We start from the raw sequence: 15,119 nt of genomic DNA, 5'->3' as shown, positions 1-15,119 counted from the left end.
ACGCGGCATGAGCGGATGTGCAAGTGCCTTTTCACGATGCGTGGGTGAAGGCTCCATCGACCAATATCGGCACAGCCTTGCTGGTTTCGATTTCGGTCGCGATGGCGACATCATCGCTGAATCCGATCGCAGCAAGTTCTCGACCGGACGCGCAATTGTGGATCAACGCACGGACGTCATCGATACCGTCGTAGCTGGCCTTAGCGACCGATGCCTCCGGAGACAGTGGACCGGTGGCACGTTCGGCGAGCGCGGCAATGACCGCGGCGGCACCGAGCCAGTCCTCGACCGCGGGCCGTATAGCACCACTGCCGGGCCAGTGTTCACCGGCAGCGATTACCGCAACGGGTTTCCGCTCGGTTCCCCAGCCCTGTCCAGCAATCCAGTCGGCGACCGCCGAGGCGTTACGAAGGCACGCCGCGATCACCGGAATTCCAGTCACAGCGGCGGAAATCGCGGATCCGTTCGGTGAGGACAGCACCAGGCGCGCGGGAGCGGTCGCGCGGCGCAGTGCGGCGGGAGACAGCGACCAAGGCTGCTGTTGCGAGACAGCCGTGCGACCGACTGCTAACTCCGCGTCCTGCTCGGCGGCGAATTCCGCAGCGTTGCCATCGCGCCACCGATACGGCAAGACCCGGGTCCCGGCGTCGACCGCGACCGAAACCGCTGTCGTGAACGACAATACGTCCACCACCACGACAGCTGCGCTCTGCGGACCGAGCGCCTGTGCGCCCGCCAATCCCCAATCGAATCGGATACCCGATCCCAATTGCCTTGACCAATCCGGAAACTCGGACATCCTCGATCCCTTCCCCACGCCCTGACACAAAACTCGATCAGCAGGTCAGTGTGTCAAAGATCAGACAGGTGCGCTGAACGACATTGAGTCGGCTGGACCTGCTCGTCGGCAATAGCGTGCACTGCGGCGGCCGTATGGCACTCTGCCCGTTGATCTTCCGTTGCCTGCGCTGGCCGGTTCGGTCAGCGACGTATGCGGGAGTGTAGGACGTTTGACGGCGCCGGACGATGTCGAGTCTGGGTGGAGGTTCTCGCTCGGTCAGGTGAGGAGATCGCCGATGCCGTACCGGGGGCGATTCGACAAACCCGGATCGTTGGTCAGGCTTCCGGTGTGCGGGATGACCTGGTGCCGTCGAGGAAGAGGGAGGTGATGGTGGCACCTGCCCGCTCTGCGCCGATGGTTGCCGTCAAATCGATGCCTGCCCGCAGCAGTGCGCCGGATAGCGTCACCAGTACGTCGACCGACAGATCGTCGCGGAGTACCCCGGTATCAATACCTCGTTGAAGCAGGTCGCGGATCGGCTTGGTGACGCGGCGATCCATCTCCTCCGAGTTCAGGCATGCGTCATCCGCGCCTCGGATCAACGCCACGTACTTGCCATTTCCAATGAAGGCCCTGCTGACCCGCGCGAGCGCTTCGGGGACCGGAACAGAGTCCAGATCGGCTTCGATGAGTCTCGAGCTGAGGTCTTCGAGTACGGCGTCGCCCATCGCGGCGACCAATACGTCGCGGCTGGGGAAGTACCGATACAGGGTCGCCCGACCGATATCGGCTGCGCTCGCGATGTCGAGGAATCGATCGTTCTTTAGAGGGATGCGAGGGAGGAAGGCAGTGACATTGCAGGGGTGGCCACCTCGGATCTTCTTGATCGTCGCGTAGACGTTCGGATCGTCTGGGAACTTGCTTACGGTGACGATCGGACCAGTCATGACGTTGAACTCTCGCTGCTTCGATCGCTTCAGGATCCGGACCGTTTCGGTCAGCTTCTCCGCGGCCGCCGCAGGAATGCTGACTGACTTCGCAATGCGGGCAGGCGTAGGTTGCGACGACGCCTACCGCACATAGCAGCCCCACTATGTGCGGTAACTCGAATGGCGACCAGGCGTTTTGACCGGCTGGCGGTGGGTCGACTCGGAAAGCTATGCGCGGTACCGACCACATCGAGGTTGGTCGGGGCAGCAAACGCCAGGTCGATTCGCGCTACCGCCGAATCACCCCACAGGGCTTCGAGCGCGTCGCTGATCTCGTTGTCGGACACCGACGCTAGACGAGTAAGTCCGAACCCTGGTCAGTGGTCGTAGGCGATCTACAACCAGATCGCGGCGGCCATCGCCAGCACCCGCTGGGCGCCGCGGATCGCGACGCCCTGAAAGCTGCGTCCACCGTGGTTTTCCAGGTCGAGCTGGCCTTTCAACGTGTCGTTGACCGACTCGATCAGCTGCCGCACCTTCTTCAACAGCGGCTCACCGAACCGCATTTTCTCATGCTCGCGTGACGGGTGCAGCATCGTGATCCCGTACTCACCGATCAGCGTTTCGAACTCCCGGCCCGCGAAGCCCTCGTCGCAGACCAGCAAGATCCCGTCGTGCTCGGCAACGACGCCGGCCTCGACCTCGAGCATGGCCGAAAGGACCTCGCGCTCACCGATTTTCGGGTCGGCGAGAGCCCACAGGATCGGCATGCCGGTCGGAGTACACACCAGATACAGCTTCAACCCCCAGTAGAAGCGCGAATGCGAGGCGCAGTAACCGTATCCGGCCCACCCGGCCAGGTCCGAGCGCTTCACCGTCGGCCGCGACATCCCGCACGGCACCGGGGTGGAGTCGACGATCCAGCAGTCGTGGAGCCAGAAATCGCTGGAACAGGCCAACATTCGGATGATCCGCTTGACCAGACCGAGCGCGTTGCGCGGCGGTGACAGCGCCCCGTCGTAACTGACCCGGTCCGAACGCACCGTATGCAGTGAGCTGTCGCCGCGCCTGGGGTCCTCGCAGATGACGCGAATGCGCTTGGTGTCCGGGCGAATCAAGCCGACCGTCAGATCCACCACGCCCGACTGAGATTGTCGTGAGGTCGGGGAATGAATTGGCGATGAACTTCGCGCCAAGACCTGTTCAGGCACTTTTTTTGATACGTTTTGGACATAATGGACCACGCCATAAGTCGTCGCGCCATGCTCGGATTGGCCACAGCCGCCGGGCTCTCCTTGGCCGCGTGCAGCCGGGATTCCGGGTCTTCCACCACGCCGACATTATCGAACACCGATGTGGTCGCTATCGCCGCCGACGCATATGTTTTCGGATATCCGCTCGTATTGCTGCAAGCCATCGCGGATGCCAGTGGTCCCGTCAACCGGTTCCTGCACAGCGAAACCCTGGTCTCGGCTGCGAATCGCCTCCTGCCCAAGGGCAGCGTGGACACGCTCTACTCGCTGGCGTGGCTGGACCTGGCCACCGAGCCCATGGTGCTGCAGGTGCCCCCGATGGATCCCGGCCGCTACTGGGTGCTTCAGGTGCTGGACGCCTGGACCAATACCCTGCACGACCCCAGCAGCTCGCATTCGGGTACCGGCCACGCCGAACCGCCCTTCACCTATCTGATCAGCGGTCCGAAGTGGTCGGGTACGGTACCCGCCGGTCTCACTCATCTGCCGATGCCCACGCAGGCCGCGGCGTTGTTCAGCCGCATCGAGATCAACGGTCCCGCGGATCTGCCTGCCGTGCACGCCATTCAGGAGCGTATGCGGCTGGCCCCGCTGCACACCTGGCTGGCCGATCCGGCCGCGCCCACACCGGGGTTGCCGCTCACCTCCGCGACTCTCAGCAACACGCCCACGGTGGATGTGATAGCCCTCGATGCCCGCAGATTCTTCGACCGGCTCTGCGAGCTCATGGCGATCGACGCGCCTGCCGCAGCGGACGCGCCGGCCATGAAGCGCTTCGCCACTATCGGGATCAAGCCCGGCGGCAACGTGGATTCGCTGCGCCTGACGGATTTGGATACCGCTGCTGCGGCGGCCCGCAAGGCCATGCGCTCCTATGTCGACCCGGCCGAGCGCACCGTGAACGGCTGGCACTTCTACGGCAACTTGGGGTTCTTCGGCACAAATTATCGGCTTCGGGCGACTGCCGCCTTGAAAGGCTTGGGTACGAATCTGCCTCGAGATGTGCTGTATCCGACCTACGAGGGGATCGCCGACGACAATGGCACGCCGCGCCGATTCCGCCTCCGATTCGAGCCGGGCGGGCTACCGCCGGTCAATGCCTTCTGGTCGCTGACGGCCTATGACGCCGACCATTTTCTGGTGGATAACCCCGCTGACATCTTTGTTGTCGGCCATCCCATCCCGCCCGTGCACGGCCCGGACGGCTCGGTGGAGATCGCGGTGCAGAACGCGAACCCCGGATCGGCAGTGCCACCGGGCAATTGGCTGCCGATTCCGGTCTCCGGTGCCTTCAGCCTGACAATGCGGCTCTACGCGCCAAAGCCCGAGGCCGCCGATGGTCGCTGGCAACCACCGGAGCTGAAACCGATGTCCTGACTGTTCGGCCGGAGTGTTCTCTGCCAGATGTGAGTGCACTGACGCCGTTCATCGTGGGTTCCGGAGCCGATTCACCGAAGAACTGGCGAACCATCACAACCAGAGCTGAACCAACGAGCACCGCTCGCCCGGCCGGGAGCTGTCGTGTCGCACACCGGCCCAGCCGCGGCCGAAATTCTCAGCGGCGGGGCCGCAGCGCCGCTCGACGAGTGAATGCCTACCACCGGATTTCCGCCGGATGAGCCGCTACCCCCTACTACATCCATACGGGCGGGCACCCGAATCATCGTGGGAGCCAAGGCGATCAGCTGATCAAAACGTTCTGCAGGATTGGTCAGCTCGCGCCGGGATCGTATGGGCTGCTGTACGTACACGACGATGAAGATCCCGTCCACGCAACCGAATTCCGCGTGAATGACTGCTCCCGACGAGCCTCGAGTGCCCCGGCCGTTACATCCAATCGGCGGATGCCGCAACGGAATCGACGCGGTCACGTTCGTAGCCGAGCATCACATCGTGCGCCACCTCGCCGTCGACAACCGTGACTCGGCTGAAGGCTGGGGGGTAGCCGCGGGCCATTACTGTGTAGCGGCCGTCTGCCAGGTCGGGGACTATGTAGTGGCCGGTGTCGTCGGTGCGGGTTACCGCTATCAGGTCGCCTGCTTCGTCCAGGACGGTTATTTGGGCGTCGGGGACTGCCTGGCCGGCGTCGGTGCTGGCTGAGCCTGCGAGGACTGCGCGAGGGAGGAGTTCTATGTCTTGGCGGAGCATTCCGGTTTCGGGGACTGTGAGAGTTGTTGCGGTGGGGCGCATGTGGTCGGCTACGGCTACCAGGGTGTAGGTGCCGGGTAGGACGCCTCGGCAGATGTAAGTGCCGTCGGAGGTTGTTGTGGTGGAGGCGATTACGTCGCCGTGGGGGTCGGTGAGGGTGATGGTTACGTCGGGGAGGGGGGTTGATCGGCCTGCGGAGCGGACTGTGCCGGATACCTCGCCGGAGCCGATCAGTGCGATATCGAGTTGGTGGGGGCGGCGGGCGACCGTAATGGTTACGGCCGCAGGCTGATAGGCGTGTGCGGAGACTATGAGTACGTAGCTGCCGGCACGGGGTGCGCCGATTGTGTAGGAGCCGTCGGGATCGCCTAGGGCGCGGGAAACCTGGTGTCCGCGTTGGTTGATCAGGGTCAGGACTGCGTCGGGGATCGGATTGCCGTCTTCGCGGTGTACGCAGCCGGCTATGGCGATTCCGGTGGGCTCCACGATTCGGAGCTTCTCCTCGGGCTCCGGATCGGAGTCGAAGTCGGGATCGGAGCCGGAGTCCCGGTCGAGGTCGGAATCGGAGCCGTGCTCGGAGCCGAGGTCGGAATCGGAGCCGAGGTCGAGGTCGAGGTCGGAGTCGTGCTCGCCGACCACCTCGTCAGCGACCACCGCCACCGGACTCTCTTGTAGCGGAATCTCTTTCATGAACATGAGCACCAACGCGGCCAGCACCGCCACCGCCGCGGCGACGTAGAACACTACGGCCATGGAGTCGGTGAAGCCGACCAGGATCGGCACCCGCAACTCGTCCGGCAGCGCGGCTATTCCGGTGGTATTGCTCTGGATTCGGCCCAGCTGCCCGGCGTCGAAGCCGGGCGGGAGTTCACCGCCGAAGGCGTGCAGGATCCGTTTGGGCAGCAGGTTGAACAGGATGGTCAGGAAGATGGCCACGCCGAGCGTGCCGCCCATCTGGCGGAAGAACGTGGCCGACGCGGTCGAGACGCCCATATCCGCACGCGGACCGGCGTTTTGAGCCGCGATGACGAGTGTCTGCATACAGCCGCCGAGGCCGAAGCCGATGATGCCGCAGCACACCAGCGGCTGCCACAGCGCGGTGTCGTAGTGCACGCGGGCGAAAAGCACCGAGCCCAGCGCGATTATCAGGGAACCCAGGATCGGGAGCGCCTTGTAGCGGCCGGTGAACTTAGTGACCAGTCCGGCCAGTTGCGCGCCGATCATGATGCCGACCACCAATGGCAGCATGAACAATCCTGCGCGGGTCGGCGAATAACCGCGCACGACTTGGAAATACAGCGGTACCAGGACGATCGCGCCGAACATGGCTACGCCCACAATGAATCCGCCGATGATGGCAAGACTGAAGGTGCCACTTCGGAAAAGCCGCAAGGGAATCAGCGCGGCATCCTTCATCAGGAATTCGACGATCAGGAAGAGCACGAACCCGCCGGCGGCAATGGCGTAGCAGAGCAGCGCGCGATCCGAACGCCAGCCCCAGTCCCGGCCCTGCTGGGCGATGATGAGCAGCGGTACGGTGGCGGCGGTGAGAGTTATCGCGCCCAGCCAGTCGGTGCGAATGCGCTGACGCGGGAACGGCACGTCGAGGACCCGGGCCACGACCAGCATGGCGAGCACGCCGACGGGGACATTGACCAGGAACACCCAGCGCCAGCCCTCCAGGCCGAGCAGGTGATCGGCATTGGAGAAGAAGCCGCCCAGCACGGGGCCGAGCACCGTGGCGATACCGAAGACCATCATGAAATAGCCCTGGTAGCGCACCCTTTCACGCGGCGGTACGATATCGCCGATAATCGTGAAGGCCAGCGACATGAGCCCGCCCGCGCCAACACCTTGCAGCGCACGGAATCCCGCGAGCTGGTACATGGTGGTGGCGAAGGTACACGCCACAGAGCCGATGACGAATACCCCGATGGCTATGAGGTAGCAGGGTTTTCGGCCGTAGATGTCGGCGAGCTTGCCGTACAGCGGGGTGCTGATAGTCGCGGTGATGAGGTACGCGGTGGTGGCCCACGCCTGCTGATCGAACCCGTGCAGGCTGTTGGCGATGCGCACGATCGCCACGCTGACAATGTTCTGATCCAGGGCAGCGAGAAACACGCCCAATAGCAGACCGGACAAAATGGTCATAATCTGCCGGTGCGACAGTGCCTGTCTCTCACCGGAATCCGAAGCCGCCGGGATAACCCGCGGCTTGGTGATGGTATTCGTCATGTTTGGGGCCCTTGTCGGATTTCGGGTGTCCGTAAAAGGTGCGGTGCTACTCGAAAAGACCTCGCCATGAAGCAATTCGGGCAGCGTACCCCTACCGATCCGGCCCCTGACCGGACACCCCCGCTATGAGGCGGTTACCCCTCCACTTGTGCGTACAGCGGAATCCCGCTGTGGAAGAAGCGAATGAGCTGGCCGATCCGCACCGAGTGATCCACGCAGTGCCCGAAGTGATGCGCCATCATGGCGATATCGATGGCCATGGCCGAACCGTGCGGCCAACCCGAGTCGGCGGCGGCCTCGGCGGCCTGCACCCGCAATCGGTCCAGCCGCTCATCGCGGTGCACCAGCACCTGATCGCGCGGCGGGCTCTGTGCGGCAATGACTCTCACCACGATGTCCACCAGATCGCTTACCGCCGTGGAGATCTCCGCCAGCATCTCGGCGATCGGCTGCACCGCAACCGGCTTCGGATAGCGGCGCACCACCACATCGGCGACCCGGCTCAGCGCTCCGGCAATGCCGAGTAGATCGTCGGCTATCTGCATGGCGGTCACCACGTGGCGCAGGTCGCGCGCCACCGGAGCCTCCAGGGCCAGCAGTAGGACCGACCGGTCCTCGCACTTGGCGTGCTCGATCTGCACCTGCTCCTCGAGCGCGAAGACCTCGTAGGCGGCGGTGAGATCGCTACCTATCAGCGCCACCGAGGCACGCTCGGCCGACTCATGAGTCAACCGAGCCATATTCGCCAGCTCATCGGTCAACGCCATGAGCTCGATGGAGAATTTCGTCCGCACTCGCATATCTTGTCCGCCCGCCCACACAACTGCACAATATCGCGGCAAAAGCATTCCGCCCGAATGCGTCTCGGCCATGTCATCAGAAAATAACCAACCGACCAGTCGTATTCATCAGCTGGGCACCGGTGCGTCGGACCCCGAAATGCCTACCGGGTGGCAGACACTGAGACGTGGCCGACCAATCACCGTCCATCCGAACCCCGCCCCCGGAGAGCCGCATGCCCGCCTGGCTCCCCCGCGCCATGGTGCTCGCCTTCGCCTTCCTCGGCCTGTTCGAGCTGGTCAACTGGGCTGCTCACGAGCTGATCGGCATCGCCGTCATGATGACGGTGGCCTTCTTCATCTCCCTCGCCATGGAGCCCGCCGTCGATGCCATGGCCGGGCGCGGCATCAATCGCGGCCTCGCCACGGCGGCGATATTCATCATCGTTTTCGCATGCACCATCGGATTCCTGGTGACGCTCGGCATACTCATGGTGCAGACCGTCGGCAATGTTCTCGACGAATTACCGCGCGTACTGGACGAATTGGTGTCCTGGGTCAATCACACTTTTCACCAGGATTTCACCGTGCATCAACTCCGGGACCGGCTCTTCAAGGACTCCGATGTCCTCAACGCCTATGCCGAGCACGCCGCGAACAATGTGTGGGGACTGTCGAATACGGTGCTCGGCGGGTTCGCGAAGGTGATCACCATCGCGCTCTTCAGCGTGTACATGACCGCGGACGGACCCAAGCTGCGGCGCTCGGTCTGCGCACTGCTGCCGCCCGCCAAACAGGGTGCGGTACTGCATGCCTGGGACCTGGCCATCGACAAGACCGGCGGCTACCTCTACTCGCGCGCGTTGCTCGCGGTCATCTCCGCGGTCATCCACGGCGCGTTCCTGTGGCTGCTCGGAATGCCGAACGCCTTCGCCCTGGGCATCTGGTTCGGCGTCATCGCCTCGTTCGTGCCGACCATCGGCACCTATATCGCCGGGATTCTGCCGGTGTTGGTGGCGCTCACCATCAAACCCGTCGACGCGGTCTGGGTGATCGCGTTCGTGGTGATCTACCAGTGGATTCAGGATTATGTGCTGCAGCCGCGCATCACCGCCCGCACGGTCGATGTGAATCCGGCGGTGGCGCTGCTCTCGGTCATCGTCGGCGGCGCGCTGCTGGGCGCGGTGGGGGCGCTGCTGGCCATCCCCGCGACCGCCACCCTGCAGGCGTTCCTGAGCGAATACGTCAAGCGCTACGACGTCACCGAGGACCCGCGCATCGAACGCCGCGGCCGAATGTCCAAGGCGCACCGGCAAGTACCGGCGAGCCCGGACAAAACACCCCCGCCCTCGGACTCATAATGCAGCCATGGAACTGCTGACCGGCTTCGGGCTCGCGACCGCGGCGGGACTCAACGCCTATATCCCGCTACTGGCGCTGGGCCTGCTCTCGCGGTTCACCGATCTGGTGACCCTGCCGCAGGGCTGGGCCTGGCTGGGCAACGGCTGGGTGATGGCGATCGTCGCGGCACTGCTCGTGGTCGAGGTCGTCGCCGACAAGATTCCGGCGTTAGACAGTGCCAACGACATCGTCCAGACCTTCGTGCGGCCGACGGCGGGCGGCATCGTATTCGGTTCCGGCACAGCGGCGCAGACCTCCGCCGTGGCCGATCCCGGCGCGTTCGCACAGTCCGGCCAGTGGGTACCGGTCGTCATCGGAGTGATTACCGCACTTACGGTTTCGCTCACCAAGTCGACGGTGCGACCGGTCGCCAATGTCGCCACCGCGGGCGTGGCCGCGCCGGTGCTCTCCACGCTCGAGGACATCGCCAGCATCGCATTGGTCTTTCTGGCGATCCTGGTCCCGGTGCTGGCGGTGGTGGCCGTGCTGGCCCTGGTGTGGGCGGCGGTGCGGTTGGTGCGCCGACGACGCCGCAAGACCACCGCCTAGGCGGGCGCGGGCTCGCGGGTCTCCTGACGCGAACGCGCGGTGCCCAGAATCGAACCGAGGATGACCAGTGGGAAGCCGATGGCCATACCGGCGGTCAGCGGTTCACCCAGCATGGTGACGCCGATGAGCAGCGCCACCGCCGGATTGATGTACGTGATGACGGTGGCGCGGGCCGGGCCGACCTCACCGATGAGAGCGAAGAAGACCACGAAGGCCAGTGCCGTGCACAGCAGCCCCAGACCCACCACCGACCAGGTGGCATCGGCCGGGAAGTGGGAAGGCATGCGCCACAGCGCGAATGGCAGGTAGATGACTGCGGCGAAGACCAGTGAGGCCGTCACCACGCCGATCGGGGGTAGCTCGGTGAGCTTGCGGTCGATGATGATCGGACCGAAGGCGTAGCCGACCGCGCTCACCGCGATGGCCGCCAGCGCACCCAGATCCGAGACATCGATATCGAGACCGACCAGGGCGGCGACACCGGCGAAGCCGATCATCAGACCGGTAATGCGGCGGGCATCGAGGCGCTCATGGCCGAGTCTGGTCACCACGACCACGGCGATCAGCGGTACGGCCGCGATCAACAGACCGACCGTGGAGCTGGTCAGGGTGGTCTCGGCCTTACCGATCAACAGCCAGGGACCGGTGATCTCCACAACCGTGTAGACCAGCACCCATTTCCACTGCCGCAGCACCGGTAGGAAAACCTTGGTGTACAGCGCAATCGGCAGGAGCACGAGCGCTCCGAGCGCGGTACGCCCGAAGGCCACCACCACCGGATCGAAGTCGCCGACCGCGACCCGGATCATGGCGTATGGTACGCCCCAGATCACGCCCATCGCGAGGAACAGCACCCAACCGCGCTTACTCATCGCTCACCCGCCCTGTACCGCATACCGCCACGCCCTGTCAGTCGAACCACTCCGGGTCGCCGCCCGCGATGAACTCCGCGAGCACCGTCCGCTCCCGGAAAGCCTCCTGGAGCAATAGACCCAACCGCCGCAGGGCCTCCGCATCTTCCCCATATGCGACAAAAGTTCCGGCCTCCGGGTCCAGGCCGAATTTCCCGTCCAGTTCGGGCGCGCGCAATGCCAGCGCCGACCGGGCGACACCGGTCCAGCCATAGCCACCGCCCTCATAGCCGGCCGCGGCGAAGACCTCCTCGAGCTCGACCATGTGACTGTCCGAGAGCATGAGGCAGTAGTTGCCCGGCTTGTGGTCGTACTCGAAGAACACCAGCGGGGCGAAGGTCTCGCGATCGGTCATAGCCGCGAACCTAGCGTGCGACACCGACAATTCGGTGCGCCGCGGGACACCGCGGGCGAAATAGAGTCCGTGTATGTCGACTTCCGAGCAGGCGGACAGTGTCGATGCGGGGCGGGCCGCGCGCAAACTGGTGACGCGCACGGCGCTCGGACAGTGGCAGCCGGGGCCCGACCGGGCCGATCCGGTCGGTATTCTGGAGCAGCAGGCCACCACCCGGGTACCGGAGCTGGTGCGAATCCGGTACGCGCGCATGGCCACCGGGCAGTTCCCGTTCTATCGCGGCGCGCCCGCGATCATGGCGGCCGATCTCGCCGCCGGGCCCGAAACCGGGCTCACCGTGCAGCTCTGCGGTGACGCGCATCTGTCCAATTTCGGGCTGTTCGCCTCACCCGAACGCGCACTCGTCTTCGACCTCAACGACTTCGACGAAACCCTGCCCGGGCCGTTCGAATGGGATGTGAAGCGACTCGCCGCCAGCGTCGCGGTCGCCGCCCGCGCCAATGGCTTCGACGATATCGCGGCCGGCGCGTCGGCCCGCGCGTCGGCGACCGCGTACCGGGAAGCCATGGCGCAGTTGGCAACTCTCGGCGAAACCGAGGTCTGGTACGAAATGGTGAACGCCCAAGAGGTCGCCGCCGTACTGCGCCCCCAGGAAGGCAAAACCGTGGAGAAGGCGATCAACAAGGCCAAGTCCCGCACCAGCCTGCAAGCCCTGGACAAACTCACCGAACCCGGACCGGACGGCACCCCACGCATCAAACCCGATCCCCCGCTGGTGCTGCCGATCTCGGAAATCGAAGAGGCGGACCTGGATTCGGTACTCGCGGACTACCGAGCCAGCCTGCCCGAGGAGCGCCGGGTGCTGCTGGACCGCTATCAACTGCGCGATCTGGCCATGAAGGTGGTCGGCGTCGGCAGCGTGGGCACCCGCTGCTTCATCGCCCTGCTCACGGGGCGCGCCACCGGCGATCCGCTGTTCCTGCAGGTAAAGCAGGCCGAGACCTCGGTGCTCGCGAATCACCTGCGCGCCAGTGCATTCCGGCATCAGGGGCATCGAGTGGTACATGGTCAGCGGCTCACCCAGGCGGCCGGTGACATTTTCCTGGGCTGGGCCACCGGTCCCGATGGGCACTTCTACTACTGGCGGCAGCTGCGAGATATGAAGGGCACCATCACCATCGACGATATGAGCCCGCAGCAGTTGAGCCAGTACGCCAACCTGTGCGGGCGCACCCTGGCGCGCGGTCATGCCCGCTCCGGGGATCGCGTCGCCATCGCCGCCTACCTGGGCGAGAGCGACGTATTCGACCGCGCCATAGCCGATTTCGCACTCGCCTACGCCGACCAGACCGCCACCGATTACGCCGCCTTGCTGACGGCCATCGACCTGGGGCGGATCGACGCCGCCACCTGATGGGGCCTGGTCGGATTGCCTACCGACCGGCAGGGGGGTTGCCGAGTGTGCAGGTATGGCGGGGAAAAGGACAAAACACCGCCCAGAGTGCACACTCGGCGAACAGGTTCGGGCATCACGGGTATGCCCTGGGATCGGATCGCGGTTCGGGGCCGCCCAATGCGGCGACGGTTGCATTTTGTGCCTGCGATTTCCGTGGCAAAGCAGGTATCGCTGGGCGCGTCGCCTGCCGTACCCGGCTCGAGCTACCGGACTATGCCCGGATCGTCCCGTTCTGGACGGGAAGACTGGCCATGGTTGCCTTATCGAGCCCAAAGACCAAAGACAAAGACACCAAAACAGACCCGCGCGGGGTTGGACGATTGATCACCGGGAACTGACCGGGGCGACACGCCGCGAGTGGCCACGGTGAGTTCCCGGTGATCGTTTGACCAGTCGGGGGTGGGGTCAGACTGGGAGGGCCGTGAGGGCGGCGTCGGACATTAGGTGTTTGGCGTAGAGGCGGTGGATTTCGAGCATGACGTAGCGCGGGCCGGGGACGTCGCGATCCGCGAGGGTGATCAGGTGGGCCGCTAGGAGTTCGTTCAGCGCGGCGGCGGGATCGGGCAGGCCGGTGAGAGCGACGGTGCCGAAGGGCTCTCGGGGGGCCAGGGTGGTGCCGAGATGGTGCAGGACTCGGACGGCGGCGGGGCTGAGACGGGCGACCATCATCGCCAGACCATTGCGGATATCCGATGCGCCATAGGCGAATTCGTGTAATCTGCGCTGCTCCTCGGACATGCGGCCGAGCTGCTGGGTAATGGTCCAGTGCGGACGGGCGGCCAGCCGGGAGCCCACCGCGTGCAGAGCGAGCGGGATACCGGAGCAGCAGCGCACGAGCGCGGTGGTCGCCCACTCCTCGGCGCGGACGCGCTCCTCGCCGAGGAGGGCGCAGAGCACCTCCATACTCTCGGACATGGTCAGCTCACGCAGTACGGTCGTGCGAATCCCGTTGTTGTCCAGGGCAATACGAGCGTTGATCAGGACCGCACTGCGGGGGCCGACCGCGAGCAGCGGGGCCAGCTGGGCCGGTGAGGCGGCATCGTCGAGCAGCACCAGCACGCGCCGGTCGGCGAGCTCGGCCCGGTAGCGGGCCGCCCGTCCGGCGCAGTCGCGGGGCAGCGCGGCGGCGGGTACCCCGAGCGCCACCAGCAGGTGGCCGAGCACCGTGTACGACTCGGCGGGCACAGGCGCGGAACCACCGAGTTCCACCCGGAGCACCCCGTCCGGGAATCGGTCGGACAACCCTTCCGCGACTCGCATTGCCAAGGCGGACTTGCCGATTCCCGGACTTCCGGTGATCAGCACCGCACCGGATTCCTCGGTCAGCGCCCGCCGGATGCGCTCGATATCTGCCACTCGACCGCGGAAGCCACCCGGCTCCACGCCGCCCGCGGCCTCTCGCACCCGGTCCGGCAAGCCAGGCACCCGGTCCGGCGCACCCGGCATCGGGTCCGGCTCGGGTGCCGGCCGCACCGAAATCGGTTCCGCCGCAGGTATTTCGGTTGTGGCCGCGCCGTTCAGCAGCTGGGCGTGCAGCTCACGCAGTCGCGGGCCGGGGTCGACGCCGAGTTCGGTGGCGAGGGTGCGGCGCAGCCGGTCGTAGTGCGCGAGCGCCTCCGCCTCCCGATTGTCCAGACGGTAGGCGCACAGCAATCGCTCGTGCAGGTCCTCGGCCAGCGGATGCTCCAGCAGCGCCTCGCGCAGATCAGCCGCCACCAGCTTCGGATTGCCGCGCCGCAGTTCGGCATCCGCCCATTCGGCGATCGCCTCGTGCCGGAGTTGGCCCAGGCTGTCCCGAAAACGCCGCACCCAGTCGCTGTCCAGCCCGGCAAGCGGCTCACCGCGCCACAGGGCCAGTGCCCGGCTCAATGTCTCGGCGCGGCCGGGATCATCGGGCGCCATGGCCCGCGCCCGCCCGACCAGATCCCGGAACACGGAGAGATCGATACTGCCCGGCGATGCCTCGATCCGATAGCTTCCATGCAATCGACGAATCTCCGGCAACTCACCGGTATTCGCGGTGGCGGTCCGCAGAATACGGCGCAGCCTGGTCATATACGTGTACACCGAATTCCGGATGGTCTCCGGCGGCGCGTCCCACACCCGGGCCACCAGCGTCTCGGTCGAGATGGACTGGTCCGGATCGGCCAGCAATGCGGCGACGATCCCCCGCTGTTTCGACGGCCCCAAATCAACCGTCCGCCCGTCCACCACCAACTCCACGGAGCCCAGCAACCTGAATTCGATCATATCCTCCGCCATGACCACGCAAGCCAATGGTGACCTGCAAAAACTAACAGCCCCAATACTATTGGGCCACAC

General features: G+C 65.3%; 13 protein-coding genes. 5 read left to right on the top strand and 8 right to left on the bottom strand.

What is annotated here, in order from left to right:
* Window positions 1-31: 31 nt before the first annotated feature.
* The 3 genes from GFY24_RS11135 to GFY24_RS43635 form a co-directional block, all read right to left on the bottom strand.
* Window positions 32-799 (bottom strand): 2-phosphosulfolactate phosphatase, encoded by a 768-nt coding sequence (locus GFY24_RS11135; RefSeq protein ID WP_153804928.1) that lies wholly within the window; start codon window positions 797-799, stop codon window positions 32-34.
* 317 nt (window positions 800-1,116) lie between these two features.
* Window positions 1,117-1,728 carry a TetR/AcrR family transcriptional regulator gene (locus tag GFY24_RS11130; RefSeq protein WP_153804927.1) on the bottom strand — a complete coding sequence of 204 codons (612 nt, stop codon included), beginning with the start codon at window positions 1,726-1,728 and terminating at the stop codon, window positions 1,117-1,119.
* Window positions 1,729-2,105: 377 nt separating this feature from the next.
* Complete coding sequence (locus tag GFY24_RS43635) at window positions 2,106-2,954, bottom strand: transposase (RefSeq protein WP_375336024.1); 849 nt, start codon at window positions 2,952-2,954, stop codon at window positions 2,106-2,108.
* On the opposite strand from GFY24_RS43635, the gene GFY24_RS11120 reads away from it, so the two are divergent.
* A complete protein-coding gene (locus GFY24_RS11120; protein ID WP_228566191.1) occupies window positions 2,946-4,340 on the top strand; it encodes a DUF1254 domain-containing protein in 1,395 nt (464 codons plus the stop codon). The genes GFY24_RS43635 and GFY24_RS11120 overlap by 9 nt on opposite strands.
* 260 nt (window positions 4,341-4,600) lie before the next feature.
* Complete coding sequence (locus tag GFY24_RS43195) at window positions 4,601-4,885, top strand: Imm7 family immunity protein (protein WP_309230765.1); 285 nt, start codon at window positions 4,601-4,603, stop codon at window positions 4,883-4,885.
* Here GFY24_RS43195 and GFY24_RS11110 read toward each other — a convergent pair.
* Together GFY24_RS11110 and GFY24_RS11105 are read right to left on the bottom strand one after the other, a co-directional pair.
* Window positions 4,791-7,346 (bottom strand): MFS transporter, encoded by a 2,556-nt coding sequence (locus GFY24_RS11110; protein ID WP_153804926.1) that lies wholly within the window; start codon window positions 7,344-7,346, stop codon window positions 4,791-4,793. The genes GFY24_RS43195 and GFY24_RS11110 overlap by 95 nt on opposite strands.
* Before the next feature lie 134 nt (window positions 7,347-7,480).
* Entirely contained in the window at window positions 7,481-8,140 is a 660-nt protein-coding gene (locus tag GFY24_RS11105) for a phosphate uptake regulator PhoU (RefSeq protein WP_194852822.1), read from the bottom strand.
* A 221-nt stretch (window positions 8,141-8,361) separates the two neighbouring features.
* Here GFY24_RS11105 and GFY24_RS11100 point away from each other — a divergent pair, with 221 nt between their 5' ends.
* Together GFY24_RS11100 and GFY24_RS11095 are read left to right on the top strand one after the other, a co-directional pair.
* Window positions 8,362-9,486, top strand: coding sequence for an AI-2E family transporter (locus tag GFY24_RS11100; protein WP_228566190.1), 1,125 nt, complete (start codon window positions 8,362-8,364; stop codon window positions 9,484-9,486).
* A gap of 7 nt (window positions 9,487-9,493) precedes the next feature.
* The gene (locus GFY24_RS11095; RefSeq protein ID WP_153804924.1) at window positions 9,494-10,075 is read left to right on the top strand and encodes a DUF4126 domain-containing protein; all 582 of its coding nucleotides are present in this window, start codon (window positions 9,494-9,496) and stop codon (window positions 10,073-10,075) included.
* On the opposite strand, the gene GFY24_RS11090 is transcribed toward GFY24_RS11095, so the two are convergent.
* Both GFY24_RS11090 and GFY24_RS11085 read right to left on the bottom strand, forming a co-directional pair.
* The gene (locus tag GFY24_RS11090) at window positions 10,072-10,947 is read right to left on the bottom strand and encodes a DMT family transporter (protein ID WP_153804923.1); all 876 of its coding nucleotides are present in this window, start codon (window positions 10,945-10,947) and stop codon (window positions 10,072-10,074) included. The two genes, GFY24_RS11095 and GFY24_RS11090, sit on opposite strands and share 4 nt — an antisense overlap.
* 37 nt (window positions 10,948-10,984) lie before the next feature.
* On the bottom strand, window positions 10,985-11,341 hold the full coding sequence (locus GFY24_RS11085) for an Imm51 family immunity protein (protein WP_153804922.1): 357 nt from the start codon (window positions 11,339-11,341) through the stop codon (window positions 10,985-10,987).
* Window positions 11,342-11,414: 73 nt separating this feature from the next.
* Between GFY24_RS11085 and GFY24_RS11080 the strand changes: the two genes are divergently transcribed.
* Window positions 11,415-12,755: a DUF2252 domain-containing protein gene (locus GFY24_RS11080; protein WP_153804921.1), complete on the top strand. Its 1,341-nt coding sequence runs from the start codon at window positions 11,415-11,417 to the stop codon at window positions 12,753-12,755.
* A gap of 447 nt (window positions 12,756-13,202) precedes the next feature.
* Here GFY24_RS11080 and GFY24_RS11075 read toward each other — a convergent pair whose 3' ends face one another.
* On the bottom strand, window positions 13,203-15,047 hold the full coding sequence (locus GFY24_RS11075) for a BTAD domain-containing putative transcriptional regulator (RefSeq protein WP_194852821.1): 1,845 nt from the start codon (window positions 15,045-15,047) through the stop codon (window positions 13,203-13,205).
* Window positions 15,048-15,119 lie beyond the last annotated feature (72 nt).

It is taken from the genome of Nocardia sp. SYP-A9097 (genome assembly GCF_009649815.1).
Classification (GTDB): Bacteria; Actinomycetota; Actinomycetes; order Mycobacteriales; family Mycobacteriaceae; genus Nocardia.
This window is presented reverse-complemented; position numbering and strand designations above follow the sequence as displayed.